The organism is Micromonospora psammae (assembly GCF_036902725.1).
In the GTDB taxonomy this organism is placed as follows: domain Bacteria; phylum Actinomycetota; class Actinomycetes; order Mycobacteriales; family Micromonosporaceae; genus Micromonospora.
The window spans coordinates 92,041-114,372 of sequence record NZ_JBAKHM010000002.1 but is presented as its reverse complement, the minus strand read 5'-3'; the positions used below and the strand labels follow the sequence as shown (position 1 = coordinate 114,372).

Here is a 22,332-nt window from a genome sequence, read left to right as displayed (position 1 = left end):
GTGCTTGCCTCGCCGCTGCACCGCCGGCGCACGACCACCGGCAGATCAGCGCGGGCGAAAGCCCGCCACCTCCGCGGCCACCGACCTCGTGCAGCCTCACATCGGGGATCTCAGCACGTCGACCTCGCAGCCTGGCGAGGACGGGTCGAAGCCGTGCTCGACCAGCCAGCGGACCGCTAGCAGGCTTCGCAGCGACCACCACGCGCGGATCACGTCGAGGTCGACGTGGGTGCCGTAGCCGGCGACGACGTCGCCAAGGTGCTCCTCGTGTCCGAGCGTCAGGCTGGCGAGGTCGTACAGGGCGTCGCCCTGGCCCGCCTCGGACCAGTCGACCACGCCGGTGATCTCGTCCACGTCGACGAACACGTGGCTGATCTGCAGGTCGCCGTGTGTGAACACCGGTGTCCACAGCCGGAGCGCAGCCTCGGCGACTCGGCGGTTGCGCGTGACCAGGTCGGCGGGGAGGACGCCATTCGTGACCAGCCACTCGCATTCGCCGTCGAGCTGCGATGCGATCTCGTCCAGGCTCCGACCGGGCCATGGCGGCAGCGGCGCGTCGTGCAGCATCCGTGCGGCGGCACCCGCCGCGGCCCACGCCGCCGACGACGCGGTCGACGGCTCGCCGAGGCGGCCGAGTGCCGTCCCTGGGAGGGCGGCGAGCGCGAGTACGGGCGGCTTCCGCCACAGGACCTCCGGGGTCGGGATCGGCGCCATAGCCATCGCCTCGACCTCGACGTCGGTGCGCGTCTGATCAGCGTCGATCTTCAGGAACACGTCACCGACCCGCAAGGTCGCGCGCTCGTGATGGGCGACGACGACCTCGACCTTCTCCACGTCGGCCATTATCGCGGGGATGACCACCGCCGTCACCGGCTCAGTCGCGTGCGACTACGCGGCTGGCCGCGTCCCGCTGCCCGGCGCTCATCCGCGCCACCGACCGCTGACGGGTCGAGCACTGCCTCGGTCCGCCGGGCCTCGGCACCTGCATCGTGAAGTCCAAGCGGCATGTCGTCGCGGTCGGTGACCTCGACGCGACCGACACTGTCGTCCCGACGATGTCGAGCGCGCGCTGTCGGCATGACCCGGCTGTGCTCAAGCCGTCCGGTTGCACGTCGCACACCCTTGGCCCATGCCTCGGCGCGCCCGAATCGTCGACGGCCCGTCGATGGCTCGGGCCACCGCGGGTGGCGGTGGGACGAGTACGACCTTGCACCTTGCCGCGCACGCGCAGGACCGGGTGGCCGCGCTCCTCGTCCAGGAAGGCGAACACCCGAGCGCGCACCAGCGGCGATCCGGTGATGAGCCGGTAGCCGAGCGGCTCAGAGAGATCTGACACCGTCGCATTGCCCCGCCTGGCTGCGCCTGAGCCAACAGTCGTCGCCACCAGCCTCTCGCTCGTGCGCGACCAGCGGCTAGAAGAGTGCATGCAACGCCCTGATCTCCACGTGTCCGCAGCGCGAGCACATCGGTGGACGGCGCAGCACACAGGCATACGGGCCCGTACCACCGAAAACGGCTTGCTGCCCGCGGTGCACTCAGGGAAGGTGGTGGTCATGACGTTCTGACGGACAGCACCCATTGCTCCGAGGCTCCACGGCGTCGACCCGCGCCGTCATGCCGTCCGTCCATATCCTCGTTCAGAGAAGAGTGCGTCTGTGTCTCCGCGACACCTCCGGCAGGAGTTCCTGCCTCGGTCCACCCCGGCCACGGGTTCGGCCACCGTCACCGTGTTCGCTTCCCCCACAAGCTGGATCGAGTCCGATGCCCACGCGCAGTGCCACCAGGTCGCCGCACTCGACGGCATGATCCACGTCGCCGCCATGCCGGACCTGCACCCTGGCAAGGGCGCCCCGATCGGCGCCGCCATGGCGTCGACCGTGTTGTACCCGTTCCTGGTGGGCTCCGACATCGGTTGCGGCATCGCTGTGTTCCCCATCAAGCTCAAGCGCGCCGTGCCCGAGAAACTTGCCGCCCAGTTCCCCGACCTCGACCGCGCGCTGCGTCCTGAGCAGGATGCCGACGACCCGGCCTGGGCCGTTGTGGAGGGCGATATTCCCGCCGGTCACGTCGAGGGCCTCGGGACGGTCGGCCGGGGTAATCACTTCGTCGAGCTGGCGCGGATCGAGACCGTCTTCGAGCCGGGCCACGCGAGCCGTCTCGGCCTCGCCACCGGCGACCTCGTTCTCATTGTCCACAGCGGGTCCCGGGGGCTCGGCGAGCGGATCCTGCGGGCGCACACCGCGGTCCACGGCGCGGGTCCGGCCCCGAATCCCGCCGACTATCTGGCGATGCATGACGACGCCGTCCGCTGGGGATCACTCAACCGGCGGCTGATGGCCGCCCGGGTCGCCCATGCGTTGGGGACCGATCCCACCGAGCCGATCGTCGACCAGTGCCACAACCTGGTCGAGATCCGCGACGGGGTCTACCTGCACCGCAAGGGGGCGGCGCCGGGTGACGGCCGCGACGTGCTCATCGCCGGTACGCGAGGCACCCATTCCTACCTGGTGGCCGCCCACGCCGGCCCCGATGCCAACCATTCGGTGGCCCACGGCGCGGGCCGCAAGATGTCGCGCGCGGACGCCCTGCGCCGGGGCCGGGCCAAGCACACGGTCGAAGAGCTGCGCCGCACGCCGGTGGGGTCGCTGGTGGTCTGCGGCGACCGCCAGCTGCTCTTCGAGGAGGCGCCGACGGCCTACAAGCGCATCGAGCAGGTGATCGCCGACCTCGTCGACCACGATCTGGCCACGCCCGTGGCCACCACGGTCCCCCTGGTCACGTACAAGACGCCCGACCTGGGGTCCACCCCCGTTCGGGACCGCCGGAACCGCCGCCGCGAGCGAGGCCGGCGGTGAGTGTCCACCTGCTCCTGTCGGCCGGGCGTGGCCCGCAGGAGTGTGCCTGGGCGCTGGCCCGGCTGCTGCGCCGCCTGGAAGCCGACGCCACACGGCAGAATCTGGAGACCCATCGGGTCCAGACCGTTCCCGGTGACCGGCCCGGCACCTACCGATCGGTCCTGGTCCAGATCTCCGGAGCCGGCGCCGGGGCGTTCGCTGCCTCGTGGAGGGGAACTCTGTGCTGGCATGCCCCCAGCCCGTACCGGGCCAACACGGGTCGAAAGAACTGGTATGTCATCGCCGAACCGTGCCAGGTCGGCATCACGCGCACGACGTTCACGGAAGCGGATGTCGACATCGTCGCCTGCCGCACCGGCGGCCCCGGCGGTCAACACCGAAACAAGGCCAGCACGGCGGTGCGGGCGACCCACCGCCCCTCGGGGATAGTCGTCGTGGTCGACACCGAGCGGCAACTCAGCCTCAACCGCCGCACCGCGATGCAGCTCCTGCGACGGCGCATCGAACACGGCGACGAGGCGGCAGGGCACGCCGTCACCACCGCCCGCTGGCGCATCCACGATCAGCTCGAACGTGGCAACCCCACCCGCATCGAACGTCCGGAGCCGTCGGGACAGGACCTGGCCCCGCAGGAACGGACGCGCCAGCGACGGCAGCAGTCCACCCGGCCGCGCTCGCCGCGCTAGGAGAGGACACCCGACAGCCATTGCCCGGACCGGCTTCTCCGTGGCATGTTGCGCCATGCGCTGCGTAAGCATCAGGCCAGGCATCAGATTCCGGTCCTGGTCGTGATCTTGGCCGTGTGGACCCTGCTCGGCGTCGCGTACCGCACCGGGGGACGTAGTGGCCGAGTGCGACTGGCCCGGCCTCGTGCTGGGATGCCTACCCGTCGCGAGCGGCACGGCCCGGATCTGGCAGCTCTTCGACTCGACCGGGAAGTCCTCGCTGAGCTCCCCGAAGGCCGACAGTGCCTCATTGGCGAACCAACCTCGCCTTGCCCTCGCACGGACGATGGAGACATGGACACCGTCGCTGAGCTGACCCTCATCCGACACGGGCAGAGCCTGGCGAACGTGGCCTTCGCCGACGCGCACGCCCGTGGGCTGGCCGACCACGGTCTGACCGGGCGAGACGCCGACATCGAGCTGTCGCCGCTGGGACGGGAGCAGGCCACCCGCCTCGGTCACTGGCTCGCCGCCCTGCCAATGCGTTCCCGGCCCGACGTCGTCATCTGCTCCCCCTACGTCCGCGCCCGCCAGACCTGGTCCCGGGCGGCGGAAACGGCGGCGCAGCTCGGCGTGCCGTGCCCCACCGCCGCTGTCGACGATCGCCTGTGCGACCGGCTCATGGGCGACCTGGAGCTGCTGACCCCGGCCATGATCGCCCAACGGTTTCCCGCCGAGGCGGCCCGGCTCGCGGCCGACGGAGAGTTCTCCTACCGGCCCCCCCGGTGGTGAGTCGTTCGGCGACATCGCGCGCCGCCTGGCGGCCGTGTTGGCGGAGCTGAACTCCCGGCACGCCGGCCGGCGGGTCCTGGTCGTGGCCCACGACGCCGTGGTCGTGGTGATGCGCCACCTCATCGAGGACCTGGGGTTCGACGAAATCGCCGCCATCGTCGCGACGACGCCCGTGGCGAACACGTCGATCACCCGGTACGACGGCACAAGCGGCACCCTCACCCTGACCGAATTCGCCACCACCCCTCACCTCTCATCAGGGACGGGCAATGACGCCTTCATCGAGAAGTGACGACGCGTCCAGGCCGCTGCAGCCCGGCACCGCAGACCGACCCGGTCGCCCGCCTGTGGTGCAAGGCTTCACCCTGCACGCCGGGCCGCAGATGCTCACCGAAAACGGACAACCTGCTGCCCGTGCTCGGGCCGCTGGTGGATCCGAGCGAGTGCGTCGGTCCAGTCACAGGGGTCCCAGCACGGCATCGGGGTCGGCGTCCAGCGCGAGCGTCTCCAACACTGTCAGCAGTTGGCGTTCCTCATACCTGAAGTGTGACTCCATGATCGCCGCAATGCCCTCCAGGTGCCGGCCCAGCTCCTCCGGCGGACTGGCATTGGCCACGGCGGCCTGCAGCCCACCCAGCAGATGCGCGATCATCGAGTGGTCCTGCCGCAGGTAGTGGAGCGTCTCGCGCAGCTCGGGGTGCTGCTCGGCGATCGCAGGGAACAGGTCACGGTCTTCGCCAACGTGATGGTCGGTCAGCGCGGCGCAGAACCCGTGACAAAACAGCAGCAGATCTCTGGTTGCTGGCTGCGCCGGCTCGCCGTCGGCCAGAGCCTGCCGGGTCACGGTCAGTGCCTGCCGCAGCCTGTCGTGGACGCCGCGTAGCTCTTTGCTCCAGGCTACGAGCCTGGTCTTCTCGCCCTCACTCACAGGTGGAGGGCGAAGGGACGACGGTCATCATCGTCGTGATCCCTTCGGTCCGGCGCCTCCATGCCTGACACAGTCTGCCACCGACACGCGACGCTGCGGCGCAGCCTACCATGAAGCGTCCCGAGGCTCTGGTCGAGGATGGACGGTCTGGGCCCGCCCTCACCGCACCCTCGGCCTGCGCCCGCGCGGCATTTTCGGCTAAGGCTCCTGACCTGCAGTCACCCATCGTCAACCATCGCGCAACTACGACGGTCACCGGCTCACGAACGCCCTCAGGGAGGGGATGAACCGCTCGCCTCGGCCGTGCAGCCATGCGCCAGTTGGCTACCTCGGCGAAGCAACATCAGGCGTGTGGATCACGTTGCGTTTGAGCTGGTGGCGGCGATGTCCATAGTGACGGGCTTCTACCGTCACGACGCAGGCACGTGAGGAGCTTCCATGCGTATCCGTTCACCCCTCGCCGTCGGGGCGGCGATCGCCCTCCTGCTGACCTTGAATCCCTCGGTGGCGTCGGCTGTCGTCGACGTCGGGTCACCGACCACCGACCGGCTGGACGTGCGTCGTACCTCGGAAGCCGTGCGACCGACGGACGCGCAGCTCGCCGCGGTGCAGAAGTTGGTCGCGGCCGCGGGTGCGGGCACGCGGATCAGCTGGGACGCACGCTTCGGGACCCCTAGGACGATTCGCAAGGACGGCGGGTGGCTCACCCGTCCGCGCACCGGGGAGCCGGTGGCGGTGGCCCGATCGTTCATCGACGCCAACCGGGAGGCGTTCGGCCTGACGGCGGCGGACGTGGCGGCGCTGACCGTCGTACGGGACCACGAACTCGTCGGCACCGGCACCCACGTGGTCAACTTCGCGCAGACGTACGCCGGCCTGCGGGCGGTGCGCGGTGGCCGCCTTGGGGTGACGGTCGCCAAGGACGGGAGGGTGCTCTCCTACGCCGGTACCTCCGCCCGCGGCGGGCGGCCGGTCGCCGCGCACACGCTGTCCGCGGCGCAGGCGTTGCAGGGCGTGGTGGGCCGGCTCGCCGCCGGCATCGGCTACCCGGCGGAGCTGACCGGGGAGCGCGCCGGGTTCCAGGTCTTCGCCAGGGGTCCCTTCGCCGGTGACTCCTACGTCCAGAAGGGCGCGTTTCCGACCCGGGACGGCGCTCGCCCGGCCTACCGGGTGCTGTTCGTGAAGGCGCTGGACCAAGCGTGGGACCTGGTCGTCGACGGGGCGACCGGTGAGACGCTGTACCAGGCGTCGCTGGTGGCGCACGATGCCGAGGGCACCGTCTACGAGAACCACCCCGGGGCCGCGGCGGGCGGAACTCCGGTTGTCAGGTCGTTCGGACCGACAGCGCAGTCGCCGTCGGGCTATGTGGACCCGACCGGTGTGGCGGGGCTCGAGGGGCCGACAACGTTCGGCAACAACGCGAACACGTACGCCAACTACTCCAACTTCCTGGTGCCCGCCGACCAGGGTCCGCGCCCGGTGAGCCCGACCGCCCAGTTCAACTACGCCTACCAGGCCAACTGGACACGCACCGGCGGGCAGACCGTGCCGCCGAGCTACGCACAGGATCTCGACGCGGCGGCGACCAACCTGTTCTGGCACCACAACCGCATCCACGACGAGTTCCGCGCGCTGGGCTTCACCGAGTCCGGGGGCAACTTCCAGACCAACAACGGCGGGAACGGTGGCCAGGGCGGGGATCCCATCCTCGGGCTGGTGCACGCCGGGGCGGTCAGCGGTGGGGCACCCACCTATACCGGCCGGGACAACGCCTACATGCTCACCCTGCCCGACGGCATTCCGCCATGGAGCGGCATGTTCCTGTGGGAGCCGATCAACGACACGTTCGAGGGGCCGTACGCGGACGGCAACTTCGACGCGTCCGTCATCGAGCACGAGTACGCCCACGGGCTGTCCAACCGCTACGTCAGCGCCGAGGACAACGCCCTCAACACCCACCAGTCCGGATCGATGGGCGAGGGTTGGGGCGACTGGTACGCGCTGAACTATCTCTACGGCAACAAGCTCGCCACCACCGCGGTAGTGGGCCAGCACGCCACCGGCAACGCCCACCGCGGCATCCGCAACTGGAACTACGACCAGAACCCCACCGGGTTCGGCGACATCGGCTACGACCTGGGCGGCGCCGAAGTCCACTCCGACGGGGAGATCTGGACGACGATCCTGTGGGACATGCGCAAGGCCCTCGTCGCCCGCTACGGCGAGGCGGTGGGCGGCGAGATGGCCGCACGACTGGTCACCGACGCGATGCCGCTGTCTCCGTCTGATCCGTCCTTCATCGACATGCGCGACGCGATCCGAACCGCCCTGGACAACCGCTACCACGGCAGGTCCGACTACGCGGCGTTCGTGGACACGGTCTACGGCGCCTTCGCCAAGCGGGGTCTGGGCCTGCACGCCGCCACCGACGGCGGCGAGGACACCGATCCCACCCCGTCGTACGAGCATCTGAACCCGGCCCGCAACGGCACCCTGACCGGCACCGTCGTCAACGCCGCCACCGGCAAGCCGATCCCCGGCGCCCGCATCAGCCTCGGCGTGTTCGAGGCGCGGGTCACGCCGCTGCGCATTTCGTCCGCGGACGGCGGGTTCTCCGCACCCGTGACCGCCGGCTCGTACCCGGTGACCGTCACCGCGGAGGGGTTCGGCTCGCGCACCTTCCCTGGCGTGAAGGTCACGGCCGGCAAGACCTCAGCGCTGCGGTTCACGCTCGCGCCCAATCTGGCGTCCGCGGCCAATGGCGCAACCGTCGCCGGGGCGACCGCCAGCGGCGCCGGACGGCTGATCGACGACACTGAGGCGAGCAGCTGGAAGGCCGCGGCGGGCACCGGCAACGCCGTGATCAAGCTGGCCGCCCCGGCGCAGATCTCATCGTTGCAGGTCAGCGCGTTCGCCACCGCCCGATTCGAGGGCTTGCGGGGGTTCACCCTGCAGACATCCACCGACGGGGCCAACTGGCAGACCGTGCTGACCCGGGCGGATGCGTTCAGCTACCAGACGCCCCGCCCCACCGCACCCGATCTGCACTACCGACAGTTCACCCTGCCGAAGCCGGTGCAGGCCCAGTACGTGCGGTTCTGGACCGACACCGCGCTCGGCGAGACCAAGACGGAGGTGCAGGTCGCAGAACTGCAGGTCTTCTCGCAGACCGCGACCGGGGTGGAGCCGCTGCCGCCGTCTGCGCCGGACGCGCCGGTGACCGACAGCGGGGTGATCGTCGCGGGCAATCCGTCCACCGGCACGGCCGACGACGCCACCGGCGTGACCGCCACCGCATTCAAGACGACCTGCGCGGTGCCGGGGGCGCCGGCGCAGGGCGCGGACGGCTGGGTCACGAAGCTGCCGGACAGTTTCGGCGACGGCGCCCACGAGGTCCAGGTACGCGGTGCGGGCTCCGCCCCGTACGACTTCGACCTGTACTTCTACGACGACTCGTGCGCCTTGATCGGATCGGCGGCGTCCGCCGCCGCCGACGAAGCCGGCACCATCCCGAGTGGGGCCCGCTACATCCTGAGCCAACTGTGGCTCGGTGCCGCGGTCCCGTTCACCGTCACCGCGACCGACACGAGATGACATAGGGACCCCGAGCCCGACAGGCTGTCCCTGCCGCCTCCCGGTGGTGGCTGCCGCGGCAGCCACCACCGGGCACCCGGCGGGTCAGGTAGGTGACCACGTGAGATGAGGATGCGCATGTCGTCGCGATCGCTCGTGACCGTCGTGTTTGTTCCGAGCAGCACCAGATCTTCGTCCTGCCTGGTTCGCAGCAGCGTGCCAGCGCCGCCGGAGCCGGCGAGTTCGGCGGTCGAGGCGACCAGCATGCGGCGACCTTCTCACCTTGTCCCGATCGGGGGGCCTACAGCGTGAACGTGTGGGAATCCATTGCCACGTCGGTGGGTGTCATGGCCGTCGCGACCGGCGCTGTCCTGGCGCCTGCCCCATCCCCTGCGGTAGACGCCGCTCCCACGCTGACCTCGACACCGTTCGCCGCGCTGCCCGGGCAGCGAGTGACCCACACCGTCACGATCGCCGGTCCGGGCGCCGTCACCGCCGCGCGGGTCACCTTCACCACCACGGTCGACCTGGACGGCGTCACCGCCCGCGCCGAACCGGGGCGCTGCGCCGTGTCCGCCCGTAGCGTGGTCTGCGACCTGGGTGATCTGCGCCTGGGCGCCGGCTCGCCCGCCCCCCGAATCACGATCACCGGCACAGTCCGCTCGGGTACGCCGGCCGGCACGCTGGTCCGCAACCGGGTCAGCGTCACCTCGGCGCGGCCCGGTGCGACCGGGGTCACCAGCAACGCCTATCTGCTGCCAGGATCGCCGGCGACGCCGGACGATCAGCGGCAGCAGGAGTCGTATGCTGCCGCGCCGAGGGCGCAGTCGCCCAGTCGGTGGACGGGGGTGTCTGTCGTCCCGGTCGCTGTCGTGGCAGGCGCGATCGCGGCAGGCACGCTGCTGGCGCGTCGGCGGCTGCGGCGTCGTCGCGCCCAACCAGTGTCCCACCCGCCGGCTGTTACGACCGGGCACCGGAAACCGATATAGCAAGCGGGATCGGCGGCAAAGTAGGCGGCAGGAGTCCGGCATGACGCGACGAGGATGTAGGAACGCGAGGTTCGCGGCCGTGGCCGCGACAGCGACACTGATGCTGACGTCCCTGTGCCTGGACGCCGGCGTCGATGCTGCCGCCGCGCAGAGCGTGGCCCGGGGACCACTGCCCCTGCCACCCCTGCCCACCCCGTCGGTGTCATTGTCGCTGCCCCCGGTGAAGCCGCCATCGGTCACGCCGCCCCCGCTGAAGCCGCCGACCGTCAAGCCCCCAACGGCCCCGACGACTGCTCCCCCGACCGGACGGCCGACACCGCCCAAGGAAACGCCACCGGCCAACGGCACACCACCGCAGGTCGGGCCGACCCGCCCCGACAGCGGCAGTCCGATCGTGAGCCCGGGATCAGCCGCGGCCATCATCGACGCCGACCCCGGCGCCGACCTGTATCCCCAACCGCCGACGGACCCCGCCGTCACGCCACAGGCGCGTCAGGTCGCCGCGCTCACCGATGTCCAGCACCGGATCCAGTATCTGCACAACATCCTCGCCCGCACCCGCGCCGACCTGACCAGGGTGCAGCGCGAACCGGATCCCGTGCTGCAACTGCTGACCGCCCTGACCACCGGCGCGGCCCCGACCTCCGATCCGGACTCAGCCGCGGCCCTCGCCGCAGCCGATTCGGTGAACGTGGTCGACACCGCCACCGGCCGCGCCGCCGCCTTGTCCGCCGCCATCAGCTCGGGCCAGGGCGAACTCACCCACCGCCAGCAGGAGGAGACGAGACTCCGGCAGGAGATCAACCGCCGCGCACGCCTCACGACCGCCGCCGCCCGCCCGTCCCGCAAGCCCGCCGCATACCGTGGAGGCCCGCTCAGCTCTCCGCTGTCGGGCCGGCTCACCAGCAGGTTCGGCACCCGTTTCGACCCGTACTACCACCGTTGGCAACTGCACGCAGGTGTGGACCTCGCCGCGCCCACCGGCGCCCCGATCCTCGCAGCCGCAGGCGGACGCGTCACCCGGGCCGGCTGGTACGGCGGCTACGGCAACTACACCTGTATCGACCACGGCAGGGCAGACGGGCAGCGGCTCTCCACCTGCTACGGCCACCAGTCCAGACTCCTTGTGTCGCCCGGCCAGCAGGTCAGGACCGGACAGCTGATCGGGCGGGTCGGATCCACCGGCGCCTCCACCGGCCCCCACCTGCACTTCGAGGTGCGGCTCGGTGGCCGCCCGGTCGACCCGCTGCCGTGGATCTGACCGGAGTCCGGCGGGCCGGTGCCGAACCACACGATCGCGCAGCTCATGGCCGATGATCAGCTGGTTGCCGAGCCCTGTCCGGCCAGGTAGGCGCGGATGATGGTCTGCTCGAACCCACTGCCGCCGCTGGCTCGGACCGCGACGCGCAGCGAGACGGCCTCACCGGCGGACGGCTGCGGCACCGGTGCGGTGTACCGGCCGGTCCCATCGCGCCGCACCTGCGCCGGCTTCCAGGTGGCGCCATCGTCCGTCGAGGTCCACAGAGCGAACGAGGTGATCTCCTGCCGGTCGGTGCCGCGCGCCTGGTGGACGGTGAACGCCGCCATTTCGCCGTCCGGACGGTTCGCCGCAGTCAGCGGGAGTGCGTAGTCGACCGACAGCAGCGGCACCGGAAGGCGGCCGGTGCCCGAGGGGCCGGTCGAGCGGAAGGTCCAGGCCGTGCTCACTCTGGTGGAGACGGGCAGCACCGCGCTGGCGTCCAGCTCATAGGTGAGCCGGTAGGTGCCCGCCGTGGCCGGGACGGGGAAGTCACCGAAGGACTCCGGATACTCCCCGATCTTTGCGTCGCCGCGGTACAGGGTGAGCCGCCGGCTGGTGTCCCACCGCCAGCCGTCGAAATCGCCGAGGCAGTCGAACCGCTGGTGCGCGTCGGCCAGGTCGACCAGTTGGACGTGCAGGTTCCCCGCGGTACGGGTGACCGGCGCCGGGGCGCAGGCGCTGTAGCTGGGCGCCGGGTCGTCGAACCAGTCGGGTCGCAGCGGCTGGCGGACCCAGACCTTCTCCTGGCGGCTTCCCGGCGTGTAGCGCCGCGGCGCCTCCTGGGTGACGACACCGTCGTAGAACGCCTCGTCGATCCAGGAATACCCGGACGAGACGTGGTCGACTCGATCGCCGGTCAGGTCGAGCGTGCCGGTCTCGGCGATCAGCTGTCCGGAGGGCGCGATCCCGTACCGCTTGTGGTTGGTCACCGTGTCGGGCCGGTCGAGCCGGTGGAACCGCTGGTCGATCCGGGCCATGGTGGCCTGTTCAGCGGCGGTGACCCGGTGCGCCAGGTCCGCCGGGAGGCCGTGCTCGTGCGGCACGATCACGTCATAGAGGTACGGGCTCGGCCCCGCGCCGGGGGCCTGCAGCCCCGCCATGGTGTACGCCCGGAACTCGCCGACCTGCGGCTGCGCCATCGGGGTGGCGTACGTGCTCCACCGGCGGGCGCTCTCGCCCCAGGCGTACGCGAAGCCGGACCAGCCCGGGCCGCGCCGTGCCTGCTGCTCATAGGAGACGCCGACGGCGACCGCTTCGGTCGGCACCCCGTCGACGGTCATCGTGACCGGCCTGGCCTGTGCACCGTCCAGGATCACCTCGGTGTCCGCGGTCACGGGCACATCGGCGTCGCCGGCCAGCACCATCCGGCTGACGCCCGTCTCGAAGTCGTCGTCGAAGATCGCGCCGGTGACGCTGTAGCGGCCGGCGGGCACCCGTACCCGGAGCGTCCCGTCACGGCTCAACGAGAAGCGGACCGCGTACGCGGCCGGGTCGTCCAGGTTGACGATCTGACCGGAGGCGAAGACGCTGACCTCGGGCGCGGTGCCCGGCAGTGGGGTCAGCGAGAGCGTGAGGTCGTGGCTGCGCGGCTCGACGTGGAACGCCACCGGTGTGCGGACGATGGTGGTGCCGGTGCGGGCGGTGACCACAGCCGCCCACAGGCCGGGCGCGCCGGCGAAACGGGCTCGGTCGACACGCAGGACCACCGCGGCGGTGCCGCCCGGATCGAGGGAGAGCGCCGCGTCGGAGAGCGTGACCGCGCCGGACGGGGCGGGGGTGCCGTGCCGGTCGGCGGCGGTCACGGACAGGCGCACATCGGCCGTCCGGGTCCCCGTGTTGGTCCAGGCCAGTTTCGTCTCGGCCCGGCCGGACTGCGGGTGGGCGAAGATGCCGAGGTTGACCAGGCCCGCGTCGGCGACCAGGCCGGCGAGCGGTCGCGCCGCGTGCAACCGTCCGGCGCCCACCGTGTACGGATCGGCGCCGGCGAGGGGATCCGCGGCGCCGACCAGGCCGGCCTTGAGCTGCCGGGCGGTCCAGCCCGGCTGCCGCTGGGCCAGCAGGGCGGCGGCGCCGGCGACGTGCGGAGCGGCCATCGAGGTCCCGGAGGCGGCGGTGTAGTAGGCGTCGATTACCTGGCCGAGCGAGGTGCCCGCCGCGCGGGCGCCGACGACATCGACCCCCGGCGCGACGATCTCCGGCTTCGCCGCGAACGTGTTGACGAGCGGGCCGCGACTGGAGAAGTCGGCCAGTTCGTCATCGTCGTTGACCGCCCCCACCGTCAGCGCGCTGGCGGCGGCCGCCGGCGCGGTGACACCCCGGTCGGTGGGTCCGTCGTTGCCGGCGGCGACCACGAACAGCGTGCCGTGTTCCTCGGTCAACGCGTCAAGAGCCCGCGACAGCGGGTCCGTGCCGTCGCTGGGCTCGAACCCGCCCAGACTCAGGTTCACCACGTCCGCGCGGGGCGCCGCCCACTCCATGCCGGCGATGACCTGCGAGTCGGACCCGAAGCCCTGGTCGTCGAGGACCTTGCAGGCCAGCAGCGTCGCGTCGGGGGCGACGCCGCGGCGCTGGCCGCGCGACGCGACGCCCGAGCCGGCCAGGGTGGCCGCCACGTGGGTGCCGTGCCCGTGCCGGTCGACACCGTCACCGTTGTCGACCGTGAAGTCGCGGCGCTCGGCCAGCCGGCGACGCACATCCGGGTGGGTGGGGTCGATACCGGTGTCCAGCACGGCGACCCGGACGCCCCGCCCGGTGTACCCGGCCGCCCACGCCTGTGGCGCGGCCACCTGCCGGAGGTTGGCGTCGAGCCGCTCGCTCTCCACAGGTGCGGCGGTGGCCCGTACCCGATGATCCAGCCAGACCTTCGCGGCGCCCGCGCCGCCCGCGGACAGCGACCTGGTGAAGCTCTTCCCCTTGGCCTTCGGCTGCCGGCCGGCCACCGCGCCGATGCTCGGCAGCGCCCGCTTACCGCGCAGGTCGCCGGTGAGCGTGGCGCCGGCCGGACTGCCTGCGGGCCGCACGATGAGCGGCAGTTCGGCGGTCCGTGCGTCGTCGTACCCCTGGCTGATCAGCGTGGTGACATCGAACAGTGACTCGTCGAGCACCTCGCCGAGCAACGGCGCCACCCGGCCGGGCACCACTCGCACCCGGCCGTCCGCGCCGCAACTACGATGCAGTACGCCGCTCGGGTCGGCCGGCCGCACGCTGACCATCGGACAGCCGGACGCGCGCGTGTGCACGGTGACGACATCGCCGGTCAGCAGCGTCACCTCGTACGTCTGCCCAGCTGGCAGGAGCGGCGAACCGCCGGCGGCGAAGCTGTCCTCACTCGATCCCACGGCGTGCGCGGCGAGCGCGGTGAACAGGATGCCCACCGTGGCGAGCGATCGGAGGCCACGAAATCTCTGCCTGGTCACCGGCGGCTCCTTCGCCATTCCGAGGGCTCTCTACTGATGACGCACGGCCCTCATCCACCGGTTGCATTCGGCGTCGACACATTCCGGCTCGTATGGCCCCGACCCGACTTGAGAACCAGGTCACCGAGGACGGCATGGAGCCTCGCGGCGCGTCCCTACGGCAGATCGTGCAGACCGGTGTTCGCCCCGCACAGCACGACGGCCAACCGTTCACCCGGTTCGGGCACGTAGGCCCCGGAGGTCAGCGCGGCGAGAGCGACGGCGGCCCCGTGTTCGACGACGACGCGCCAGTCCTGCCAGAGCCGGTGCCGCGCGGCGACGATCTCCTCCTCGGACACGAGGACGGACCGGACGCCGGTCCGCACCGCCACGTCGAAGGCGATGTCACCCACTCGGCGGGCGCCGAGGGAGTCGGCGGCGACACCGGAGACGCCGACGTCGACCGGAGCGCCGGCCGACAGCGCCGCGTGCAGCGTCGGAACGGATGCCGGTTCGACCGCCACCACCCGGGCCTCGCCCTCCAGCGCCGCCGCGACTCCCGCCATCAGGCCGCCCCCGCCGACGGCCACCAGGACCGTGTCGAGCCCGCCGCCGACCTGGTCCCGCAGCTCCAGACCGAGGGTGCCCGCGCCGGCGGCGATCTCCGGCTGGTCGTAGGCGTGGCAGTACACCGCGCCCGTCGTCGAGGCGTGCGCGACGGCGGCCTGGTACGCCTCGGCGTACTCGTTGCCCCGCGCCACCACCGTCGCGCCGTACGCCCGCAGCCTGTCGACCTTGACCGGCGGAGCGCCCTGCGGCACGAACACCGTCGCGGGGACGCCGAGCTGCGCCGCGGCGTAGGCGTTCGCGAGACCGGCGTTGCCGCCGGAGGCCACGACGACGCCGACGGACGGATCGAGCTGGCCCTGTTCCGCGGCGGCCAGGATCCGGTTGAACGCGCCGCGCGCCTTGAACGAACCGGTGTGCTGGAGGAACTCCAGCTTGAAGACGGTCTCCGGAGGCACGAGGTCGGGCCCGGCGGTGACCACGGGCGTGCGCCGGGTGCGCCCGGCGGTACGCCGCGCGGCGACCTCCACGTCGACACGAGTGATCATCGAGGGTCCTCCCGGAGGGCAGCCGTCAGTCGGGCACGCGGCAGTCGAGCCTGCGTCCGCCCCACCACGCCCGGGCACCTCGGGGCGCCGGTGCGGGTGCTGCGCGGTGAGCATTTCTACCAGGCGCGGCACCTCGGCGGACCGATCCGTGTCGCACGCCACGGCGAGGTTCGGCCCCACCCGGGCGGCCACGGCCTCCGGCGCGCGTGCCACATCATCGCCGTCGCAGTTGCGGCCGACCAGCCATCCGACAGAAGTTTGCGCATTCATGAGAATCAAGACGTTGTCGGTGAACCGACTCCCTGTTCATCATTTCCATCGGGGGGCGGATCGATGTCGGCGATCCGTCATCGCATTGGTATCCCGATCAATCGTGGCTCCTCAATACGATGCGGTAGTCCGAATGGAGCACCGCAGCAAGGGAGAGCCTCTTGAAATCCGCCCTGCAATGGTCCGCAATGGCCAGCCTGACGCTCACGCTGATCGTGACCGGCGCGCCGGCCGCCGAGGCGAAGCCGTCGACGAGCGATCGGAACGGCAACACGACCACCGTCGCCCGCACCCATGACGGCCGCGCGATCACCAACGCGGCCGTCGCCAAGGAGGTCGCCGCGTTCTGGACGCCCGAGCGCATGGCGAAGGCCGTCGACCTGGACGTGAAGCGCGTCGGCCCGCCCGAGTCGCCGAACCGCGCCCGGAAGCCCGACGGACCGGCGGGCACGGTCGCGCCCGTGGCACCGCGCATCGCCAGCGGTGATGACGTCAGCATCCTGCTCACCGAGTCGCAGACCGTCGGCAAGGTCTACTTCACCACGCCCAACGGCGGTACCGCCTCCTGCTCGGCCAGCACCACGGCGAGCGGCAAGCGGCGACTGGTTGTCACCGCAGGTCACTGCGTGCATCAGGGGCGCGGCGGGCAGTGGTACGGCAACTGGCAGTTCGTCCCGCGGTACCGCAGCGGGGTCCGGCCGTTCGGCACGTTCGTGGCCTACCAGCTCACGGCCCGCACCGCCTGGATCAACAACAGCAGCCATGACGAGGACATGGGCATCGCCATCATGCACAACGGCGGTAGCTACGGCCTGAAGGTGGTCGACACCGTCGGCGGCAACGGCCTGCGCTGGAACTGGGGCTACAACGTCCCCCTGGTCACCGCGCTGGGCTACCCGTCCAACCTCGGCGGCGGGGAGAGCCAGCAGTACTGCCAGAGCGGCACCTGGCACGCCGGCGGCCAGCAGATCCGGATGTGGTGCAACATGACCTACGGCTCCAGCGGCGGACCGTGGCTCCAGGAATACAACGACCAGAACGGCCTCGGATACATCAACAGCGTCGTGAGCCACGGTGACAACCCGGGCAACGGACAATTCGACGGCCCATACTTCGACAACGACATCAAGAGCCTCTACGACTTCGCGGAAGGCCTCTCCCCGGCGTAATCCATCTATCTGGTGGAAGCCCCGGCCGATGGCCGGGGCTTCCCGTTCTCCCATTTCCCGAAAAACGCCACCAGAACGTCGTCGATGCCGCCTCGCGCGCCGGCGTCCAGCTGATCGGATTCGCCGGCCGGTCGTTGCGGAACGCGTCCGCCCCCCGCGGAACACCCGCAGGGGCGACTACTTCGACGCCGAGGACCGCAACCGGCGCGGCCGTCTGCCGCACCCGCCGCCGACCCGGCGCAGCACCGCGTCATGCATACGCAGTATGCTGCCGCCTCATGCAATCCCGCCCTGAGCGAGTCGCTCGAACCGCACCGTTGGCCGGCCTTCTGCTGGGGTCCATCGACTTCGTGTGGATCAAGTATGTGCCGTATCCGCTCGGCGACCTGGGCAACTCCAGTGCGATCTGGGCACTCGCCGCCTTTGTCTTCGCGTACTGGGTCCGGTCGGGCTGGTTGTGGTCGACCGTCGGCGCCGTCGGCGCGCTGGTCATCGCGGTACCCAGCTACTACCTCGCCGCGGCCCTCATCCAGGGCGACGATCTGTCGGTGCTGTGGGCCCCGACGTCAATCGTGTGGATGTGCTTCGGCATCCTGGCCGGATTGGTCTTCGGCACCGCCGGCACCTGGGCACGTGAGCACGGATGGCGGCCGGTCGTCGGGGTGGCGCTGCCGGGTGCGGTGCTGTTCGCCGAGGCGATGCTCCTGGTTCGTCTGACCGGGCACCCGGACTACGGTGCCGAACCGCCGGTGCTGGCCGCGACCAGGGCCGTGCTCGGCGTCCTGGTCGTCGTGCTGGCCAGCCGAACGAACCGCCAACGGCTGCTGGCCATGGCCACGGCCGTCCCCTTGGCCCTGGCCGGTTTCGGAGCTTTCCTGGCCGCCGGCTTCCGATGACCCCGATCCCACCGCAGCCGGGGGCGCCGGGCGGACACACGACGCCGACGCATCGTCTCCTGAAGCACATCGGCGATGACGTCCTCGTCGGCGCACCGACCGCCGAACTGTGCGGCTGACGGTGTTCGGCGCCACCGGAGGCACCGGCCGGTTCCTGGTCGCCCAGGCGGGCGCCGGTCACCTGCCCGGCCCGGCGCAACCCCTCCTGCGGGTGGTGCGGGCCGACGTGTGCGAGCCCGCGCAGCTGCGCTCCGCCCTGGCGGCCGGGGGCGGCGCGACCGCGACCGGCCGTTCTGCGGCCGCCGTACCTGAGAAGGGTTGCCGAGAAGTCGAACAGGACGGCCGCCGGTCTCACCGCGTCGGCTCCATCTCGGTGAAAGGGTTCCCGAGCCGGGCCGGCGTCGGAGTCCGTGCGCCCGCGCGCCCGGATCACCACCATCGCCGCCACCAGGCTCAGCACGGCCGCGCACACACCGAGTCCGTCCAGCGGCGGAAGCAGTGTTCGTCGGCATGCTCTTCGCGCCAGAGCAGTCGCGGGAGCGGTTCAATCGCCGCCAAGCCGGCTCGCTCACCAACCGGTAGGCGTCAACGCGCCCATCATCACGCTGCGGATCCTCGGTCGCGTAGGCGCCCGCCGGGACTCCTGCCCCACCTGGTACAACGCGATCGCCGTCGCCGGTGGCACCTCCACGGGCCGCTGGCTGACAGTCGTGGCCCACGCTCGGCCTACTGCGCGCTGGGCCCGCGACACCGCCATCCTCACCGTCGGGAAGGCCACCCAGGCGTACCTGCCGCACCTAACGTCACATGCGGGGGTGGTACCGGCATCTGGCGCCTCAGGGGCGGTCATTTGCTGCCGGTCGAGGCCCTCGCCGCCGCGGGCATCGTCGTCGACGAGGAGGGCAAGGCCCGCGCCCGGCGCAAGCTCGACGAGGCCCGCGACCGGTGGACCCCGGAGCTGGACGCCGAGCTGCGCGCCCAGACCGGCATCCCCCGCGCTCCGCTTGAACGACCGCCCGATCCGGGTCATCCTCGACACGTCTGCGATCATCGCCTTCACCCGAACGAGCATCGACGTCGCGAGGTGATCGCGAGGAGGACTGTCACTTCGGGCTGCCGGTGATGTGCCTCGCCGAGGCATCGAGCGCCGACACCGATCGGCTCAACCCGCTCGTCAACCGCCCTGCCGCCCGGTGCTCACCCGTCGACCCGGTCAGCTGGCGGGCCCTCGCAGTCGTCTACGACACCGTGGGCCGGCTCGACGCGGCCAACACGCTGCTCGCCGCCGTCGACCACGGCTGTAACGTCCTCACCGGGCTGCCCGGCCTGTACGCCGGCCTCGCCGGCGGCCAGATCTCCCCTTCTGACCTGCGCTGCTGCTTACCGCTGACCGCGCCACGCTCTCACTGGTAGCGCCTGCCGGGCCTTCTCGCCTTGGTCGGCTGGGTGATCAGCTCATTCCTGGCACGGCGGCGCACCATGATCGACCGCACCCTCTTCTTCAACCCCGTCACGATTGTGCCCTTCATCGCGGGCTCCCTTCTCGAGCACGTCGGATCAACCGTGGCGATGGTCGCGTACCCGACGGGGCAGGTGTCATTCCCCGCCTGAACCGGGCCTCTGGTGCCACAGCCACAACGAAGCCCCGGACGAGGAGGTGCCGGGGCCTCGTCAGGCGGGAGTCAGAGTCCCCCGATCGTCGCGGACCGACCGGCGCCTGCGATATGCCCCGCTCCGGCCCAATTCCGGCCGTTGGAGGCCTCCTTCCCATCGCTACAGCGACTTCTTGTGCTGGTACTTCCAGCGGGAGATTCGTTGTGAACTGCTGTGGCGGTGCGGTTTTGTTCGTGGCCGCCGCCGAGCCTCGGAAGGTCGTGTGGACCCGAGATGCGGCGGTGGCTGCCGCCGACAGAGTGGACGTTGAGTGACGGTCTGAGCTGTTCGGCGAGTTGATCGACACGATCGAGACACGCCTTCTCGCTGATCCGAAAATGACGGTGACCGTACGCCGCAGCGTCCCGGCGTAGCGCAGCGGAGCCGGGATAGGGGTTGCTGGCGTGGTTATGCGGCGGGTCGGAGGGTGACCTGGTAGCCGAGGCGTTCAGGCCGCGGATGTGGTTCCGGATGGCGCGTTGGGTGCCCGCACGGTTGTCGTAGTGCCCAGGGCCAAGGTCGTTGAACGTGGCTGCCCAGGAAGCTGCGGCAGGCCCCATCCCCGGAACGCCCTGGGTCACGCCTCAAGACGGGCAGTGGGTCAGGAGGCTGTGGCGGGTTTTCTGGCGGGGTCGGCCGAGGTGGCGCCGTAAGTGGGGCGGCGGGTCAGGACCTGGGGGCCGGAGGCCGTGATGGCGACGGTGTGTTCGGAGTGGGCGGTGCGGGAGCCGTCGGCGGAGCGGATCGTCCAGCCGTCGTTGTCGAACTTGATTTTGTCGGTGGAGCGGCAGAACCAGGGCTCGATGGCGATGGTGAGGCCGGGTTCGAGTTTCATGCCGCGGCGGGCGCGGCCGTTGTTGGCCACGTGCGGGGCCTCGTGCATGGTGCGGCCGATGCCGTGGCCGCCGAACTCGGCGTTGACGCCGTAGCCGTAGGAGCGGGCGACCTCGCCGATCGCGGCGGAGATGTCGCCGAGGCGGCCGCCGGGCTGAGCGGCGGTGATGCCGGCCTCCAGTGCGACCTCGGTGGCCTCGATCAGCTTCAGGTCGGCCGGGTCGGGGTCGCCGACGACGACCGAGAGCGCGGCGTCGGCGACCCAGCCGTCGATGGCGGCCGCCATGTCGATGCTGAGCAGGTCACCGTCCCGCAAGACATAGTCGTGCGGCAGGCCGTGCAGCACCGCGTCGTTGACCGACAGGCACAGCACGTTGCGGAACGGGCCGCGGCCGAATGAAGGGGCATAGTCCCAGTAGCAGGACTCGGCACCGCGTTCGGCGATCCGGCGGCGGGCGTGGTGTTCGAGGTCCATCAGGTTGACGCCGACTGCGGCGACACCGCTCAGCTCGGCGAGCAGCTCGCCGACGAACTGGCCGGTCACCGCCATTCGGCCGATCTCCTCGGCGGACTTGAGCTCGATCACGACAGCCTCCCTCTCCGTATGCGGTATTTTTATACCACGCCAGGTCGGAGAGGCTCCGTGGGATATCCTGCCGGCATGGTTCGCCAACCACTCACCGCCGAACAGATCGCAGCGGGCCAGCGCCTCGGAGCCGCGCTCCGGGCCGCGCGGGCCGGCCGCAGCCTCGTCGAGGTGGCCCTGGCAGCCGGCATCTCCCCCGAGACGCTGCGCAAGATCGAGGCGGGCCGCCTTCCCGCACCGGCGTTCGGCACTGTGGTCTGCCTGAGCCAGGCCCTCGACGTCCCCCTCAGCGACCTGGCCGACGTCTGGCTGGCCGACATGCGCGTCCGCCAGGCGTCCTAGAGACCAGCCGCCCCAGTACTCCAGCAGGAGATCCATTTCAGGGTTCCGTGCGGGCCTGCCGGGTGTCATGGCTGGTCGCGGCGGCCGCTTGATGCCTACCTCGGCAGAGGGACCAGGCGATGACCAGGGTGGTCCACCGGTGCCAGGCTTTCCAGCGGCGGTGCTGGTCGAGACCGAGGCCGGTCTTCATGGCGCGGAGCGACTCTTCGCTGCTCCGACGACGCCCGGCGACGGCGACCGTGTGGTGCATGGTTCGGTTGGCCACCAGCGGTGGAACGCCGGCTCACCGGTGGTGCGGTTGCGGCGAATCAGCAGCCAGTGACGACCTGCGGGCTCGTCGGTGGCCTGCGGCAGGGTTTCTGGCGGGGCCGGAGTACCGCCGTTGCACACCGACGGTATGAATGCGCCGTAGCCTCGGAGACCGCGAGAGGGCTCCCCAGCTTGATCCACAAAAGAGAAATCCAAAATGTTCGGACGGCGATGTCGAGAACCTGTGGCTGGCTCCGTCCCCGGGAGGAACGCAACCGACACAGGTCGCACCAGCATCGAGGAGAACCACCATGGCCAAGTACCTGCTGCTCAAGCACTACCGCGGCGCCCCGGCTGCGGTCAACGACGTGCCCATGGACCGGTGGACGCCGGAGGAGATCTCGGCGCACGTGCAGTACATGCACGACTTCGCGGCCCGGCTCGAGGGGACCGGCGAGTTCGTCGACGGTCAGGCGCTCGCCCCCGAAGGGACGTTCGTCCGGTACGACGGCGAGGGTCGTCCGCCGGTCACCGACGGCCCGTTCGCCGAGACCAAGGACCTCATCGCCGGCTGGATGGTGATCGACGTCGACAGCTACGAGCGCGCCATCGAGCTGGCCGGGGAGCTGTCGGCCGCCCCTGGGGCGGGCGGGAAGCCGATCCACGAGTGGCTCGAGGTGCGCCCGTTCCTGACCGCGCCGCCCACCATCACGGAGTGATC

The 22,332-nt window shown here is 71.0% G+C and carries 17 protein-coding genes and 1 pseudogene; 13 read left to right on the top strand and 5 right to left on the bottom strand.

The window, feature by feature from the left end:
* Positions 1 to 96: 96 nt before the first annotated feature.
* On the bottom strand, positions 97 to 843 hold the full coding sequence (locus V6U79_RS03780; protein ID WP_334613489.1) for a phosphotransferase family protein: 747 nt from the start codon (positions 841 to 843) through the stop codon (positions 97 to 99).
* 812 nt (positions 844 to 1,655) lie between these two features.
* On the opposite strand from V6U79_RS03780, the gene V6U79_RS03775 reads away from it, so the two are divergent.
* The 3 genes and pseudogenes from V6U79_RS03775 (at position 1,656) to V6U79_RS29745 (ending at position 4,604) form a co-directional block, all read left to right on the top strand.
* Positions 1,656 to 2,855 carry an RNA ligase RtcB family protein gene (locus V6U79_RS03775; protein WP_334613488.1) on the top strand — a complete coding sequence of 400 codons (1,200 nt, stop codon included), beginning with the start codon at positions 1,656 to 1,658 and terminating at the stop codon, positions 2,853 to 2,855.
* On the top strand, positions 2,852 to 3,541 hold the full coding sequence (gene prfH / locus V6U79_RS03770; RefSeq protein WP_334613487.1) for a peptide chain release factor H: 690 nt from the start codon (positions 2,852 to 2,854) through the stop codon (positions 3,539 to 3,541). The genes V6U79_RS03775 and prfH overlap by 4 nt, the downstream gene beginning before the upstream one ends.
* A 333-nt stretch (positions 3,542 to 3,874) precedes the next feature.
* Positions 3,875 to 4,604, top strand: a pseudogene (locus V6U79_RS29745) (histidine phosphatase family protein).
* A gap of 165 nt (positions 4,605 to 4,769) precedes the next feature.
* On the opposite strand, the gene V6U79_RS03755 reads toward V6U79_RS29745, so the two are convergent.
* Positions 4,770 to 5,240, bottom strand: a complete 471-nt coding sequence (locus V6U79_RS03755; protein WP_334524012.1) for a hemerythrin domain-containing protein — start codon at positions 5,238 to 5,240, stop codon at positions 4,770 to 4,772.
* 438 nt (positions 5,241 to 5,678) lie between these two features.
* Between V6U79_RS03755 and V6U79_RS03750 the strand changes: the two genes are divergently transcribed.
* The 3 genes from V6U79_RS03750 to V6U79_RS03740 all read left to right on the top strand — a co-directional run bounded on the left by V6U79_RS03750 (position 5,679) and on the right by V6U79_RS03740 (position 11,063).
* The gene (locus V6U79_RS03750; protein WP_334613485.1) at positions 5,679 to 8,834 is read left to right on the top strand and encodes a M36 family metallopeptidase; all 3,156 of its coding nucleotides are present in this window, start codon (positions 5,679 to 5,681) and stop codon (positions 8,832 to 8,834) included.
* A 431-nt stretch (positions 8,835 to 9,265) separates the two neighbouring features.
* Positions 9,266 to 9,802, top strand: coding sequence for a hypothetical protein (locus V6U79_RS03745; protein ID WP_334613484.1), 537 nt, complete (start codon positions 9,266 to 9,268; stop codon positions 9,800 to 9,802).
* 394 nt (positions 9,803 to 10,196) lie between these two features.
* Positions 10,197 to 11,063: a M23 family metallopeptidase gene (locus V6U79_RS03740; RefSeq protein WP_334613483.1), complete on the top strand. Its 867-nt coding sequence runs from the start codon at positions 10,197 to 10,199 to the stop codon at positions 11,061 to 11,063.
* 56 nt (positions 11,064 to 11,119) lie between these two features.
* Here the strand turns inward: V6U79_RS03740 and V6U79_RS03735 are convergent, their stop codons facing one another.
* Entirely contained in the window at positions 11,120 to 14,518 is a 3,399-nt protein-coding gene (locus V6U79_RS03735; protein WP_334613482.1) for a S8 family serine peptidase, read from the bottom strand.
* Positions 14,519 to 14,673: 155 nt separating this feature from the next.
* Positions 14,674 to 15,612 carry a threonine/serine dehydratase gene (locus V6U79_RS03730; protein ID WP_334613481.1) on the bottom strand — a complete coding sequence of 313 codons (939 nt, stop codon included), beginning with the start codon at positions 15,610 to 15,612 and terminating at the stop codon, positions 14,674 to 14,676.
* Between the two features lie 458 nt (positions 15,613 to 16,070).
* Here V6U79_RS03730 and V6U79_RS03725 point away from each other — a divergent pair, with 458 nt between their 5' ends.
* The 5 genes from V6U79_RS03725 to V6U79_RS03705 all read left to right on the top strand — a co-directional run bounded on the left by V6U79_RS03725 (position 16,071) and on the right by V6U79_RS03705 (position 19,558).
* Positions 16,071 to 17,051, top strand: coding sequence for a trypsin-like serine peptidase (locus V6U79_RS03725; RefSeq protein WP_334523988.1), 981 nt, complete (start codon positions 16,071 to 16,073; stop codon positions 17,049 to 17,051).
* 317 nt (positions 17,052 to 17,368) lie between these two features.
* Entirely contained in the window at positions 17,369 to 17,947 is a 579-nt protein-coding gene (locus tag V6U79_RS03720; RefSeq protein ID WP_503629755.1) for a DUF6518 family protein, read from the top strand.
* Between the two features lie 850 nt (positions 17,948 to 18,797).
* On the top strand, positions 18,798 to 19,070 hold the full coding sequence (locus V6U79_RS03715) for a hypothetical protein (RefSeq protein ID WP_334523979.1): 273 nt from the start codon (positions 18,798 to 18,800) through the stop codon (positions 19,068 to 19,070).
* Positions 19,070 to 19,360 carry a hypothetical protein gene (locus V6U79_RS03710; RefSeq protein WP_334613479.1) on the top strand — a complete coding sequence of 97 codons (291 nt, stop codon included), beginning with the start codon at positions 19,070 to 19,072 and terminating at the stop codon, positions 19,358 to 19,360. Before V6U79_RS03715 ends, V6U79_RS03710 begins: the two co-directional genes overlap by 1 nt.
* Positions 19,361 to 19,426: 66 nt before the next feature.
* Positions 19,427 to 19,558, top strand: coding sequence for a hypothetical protein (locus V6U79_RS03705; protein WP_334613477.1), 132 nt, complete (start codon positions 19,427 to 19,429; stop codon positions 19,556 to 19,558).
* Positions 19,559 to 20,201: 643 nt separating this feature from the next.
* Here the strand turns inward: V6U79_RS03705 and map are convergent.
* Positions 20,202 to 21,020, bottom strand: coding sequence for a type I methionyl aminopeptidase (gene map, locus V6U79_RS03700; protein ID WP_334523970.1), 819 nt, complete (start codon positions 21,018 to 21,020; stop codon positions 20,202 to 20,204).
* Between the two features lie 75 nt (positions 21,021 to 21,095).
* Here map and V6U79_RS03695 point away from each other — a divergent pair, with 75 nt between their 5' ends.
* Entirely contained in the window at positions 21,096 to 21,362 is a 267-nt protein-coding gene (locus tag V6U79_RS03695) for a helix-turn-helix domain-containing protein (protein ID WP_334523967.1), read from the top strand.
* 560 nt (positions 21,363 to 21,922) lie between these two features.
* Positions 21,923 to 22,330: a YciI family protein gene (locus V6U79_RS03685; protein WP_334523965.1), complete on the top strand. Its 408-nt coding sequence runs from the start codon at positions 21,923 to 21,925 to the stop codon at positions 22,328 to 22,330.
* Positions 22,331 to 22,332: the final 2 nt, after the last annotated feature.

What these genes read in the sequence shown, in the direction of transcription:
- V6U79_RS03725 (WP_334523988.1), top strand. Translation starts at nt 16,071, where the DNA reads ATGGCCAGCCTGACGCTCACGCTGATCGTGACCGGCGCGCCGGCCGCC.
- V6U79_RS03710 (WP_334613479.1), top strand. Translation starts at nt 19,070, where the DNA reads ATGTGCCTCGCCGAGGCATCGAGCGCCGACACCGATCGGCTCAACCCG.
- V6U79_RS03750 (WP_334613485.1), top strand. Translation starts at nt 5,679, where the DNA reads ATGCGTATCCGTTCACCCCTCGCCGTCGGGGCGGCGATCGCCCTCCTG.
- V6U79_RS03780 (WP_334613489.1), bottom strand. Translation starts at nt 843, where the DNA reads ATGGCCGACGTGGAGAAGGTCGAGGTCGTCGTCGCCCATCACGAGCGC.
- V6U79_RS03730 (WP_334613481.1), bottom strand. Translation starts at nt 15,612, where the DNA reads ATGATCACTCGTGTCGACGTGGAGGTCGCCGCGCGGCGTACCGCCGGG.
- V6U79_RS03685 (WP_334523965.1), top strand. Translation starts at nt 21,923, where the DNA reads ATGGCCAAGTACCTGCTGCTCAAGCACTACCGCGGCGCCCCGGCTGCG.
- V6U79_RS03705 (WP_334613477.1), top strand. Translation starts at nt 19,427, where the DNA reads ATGATCGACCGCACCCTCTTCTTCAACCCCGTCACGATTGTGCCCTTC.
- V6U79_RS03695 (WP_334523967.1), top strand. Translation starts at nt 21,096, where the DNA reads ATGGTTCGCCAACCACTCACCGCCGAACAGATCGCAGCGGGCCAGCGC.